Below are 1,406 nucleotides of genomic sequence, written 5' to 3' on the forward strand. Positions count from 1 at the left end.
GTTATGTATCGCCTTTTGAGTTTGAAGCAATGTACTATGATAAGATTAACCCGTTAGGTCAGGTGGCCTAACTTAAATAAAAAAGTCTCCGACAAACCCGGTACGGTTCAACATGTCTCCTTTAAGCTTGTTACAATGGTTTCATGTATATCAAATCTATAACTAGCCCCATTAAAACATTGGATTGCTGGTCGCTGTCTATCTAATGGTAAATTTAGTAGTGCAGAACATCCTTCTAGATTTTTACTCCAATAAGCACTTTGCCGCTTTAATTCCATCTCATTTAAATGTTGATGCTGCCATTGAGCATAGTCGGCATATTGAATACTCAACTCAGATAAAGGTGAAGGAATATTTTGAACATACGCTGTATATAATGTACTCAATTCTTTATTTAAGACTTCAAAAGAAGAAATATCAAAAATAATATGATGCACTATAAACAATAATATATATTCTTCTGATGCCAACTTTAGTAAAAATACACGGAACAGTGGACCTGAGGATAGATTAAATTGACTATGAACTTCATTCTTAATGTACTGTTGAACTTGTACATCTCTCTCATCCAATGAAAATTCCATGAAATCAACAACAGGTAATTCTATTTCAAATTGTGCTGCAATGGTTTGTACTAAAAACTGGTCAGATATATTAAATGTGGTACGAAATATCTCATGACGACGCACAATTTCATTCAAGGCAGCTAGCATCTCTGGTATTTGAACTTGCCCAATTAGTCGAGTCATCGCAGATATATTATTAAATTCATTAACACATTTGACCTCCTCCTTGGACAGAAATTGCTCTTGTTCAAATGAAAGAGGAAAAAAGTTAGTTGAATTTTTAATTAATGACTTCATTAATTATACTTCCAAAATTAATTTAATAGTACTCAACATATTCACCTACTAAATAGTAGAATATAATCTGGCACATTTTGATTTTTGACCAGTTCCTAATGCAAATTAAAATAATGCGGAACATTCCATTTTTTGATTTTTTTCACCAGAACTAAGTGGTAAAACCTCCCACTCAGATATAAAAACAAAACCATGTCTAGAATAAACATCAACAGCTCTAGAGTTTCCAGGTGATACACTTAATACAATCCTATTGTGCCCTTTAGAAATCGCTAGCTCCTTAATAGTAGAGATCAAAATATCTGCAATTCCCTTTCCACGAAATTTAGGATTTACCCACATCGCCACTAAGTTAAAATCATGAGCTGAATTTTGTATCCCGCCAACAATCCCAATAGCTTGGGCATCTTTGATTGCTAAAATATATTGATATTTCTCTGTACACGACAAATTTCACAGAACCCTTATCCTATCAGGGTTCTGCCTTCTTAAAATTGCCAAAATTTCCTTAAACTCTTCTTTTTTCCCAAAACCAATTAAACG

Annotated in this window: 1 protein-coding gene and 1 pseudogene; both read right to left on the reverse strand. The window is 33.4% G+C overall.

The features are described from left to right. Positions 1-107: 107 nt before the first annotated feature. Positions 108-863, reverse strand: coding sequence for a condensation domain-containing protein (locus WFH18_RS17400; protein ID WP_005095136.1), 756 nt, complete (start codon positions 861-863; stop codon positions 108-110). Between the two features lie 105 nt (positions 864-968). Then, positions 969-1,298 (reverse strand): annotated as a pseudogene (locus WFH18_RS17405) (GNAT family N-acetyltransferase); the annotation flags it as partial. Positions 1,299-1,406: the final 108 nt, after the last annotated feature.

This window comes from Acinetobacter sp. USHLN143, from assembly GCF_037145695.1.
Classification (GTDB): domain Bacteria; phylum Pseudomonadota; class Gammaproteobacteria; order Pseudomonadales; family Moraxellaceae; genus Acinetobacter; species Acinetobacter fasciculus.

What these genes read in the sequence shown, in the direction of transcription:
- WFH18_RS17400 (WP_005095136.1), bottom strand. Translation starts at nt 863, where the DNA reads ATGAAGTCATTAATTAAAAATTCAACTAACTTTTTTCCTCTTTCATTT.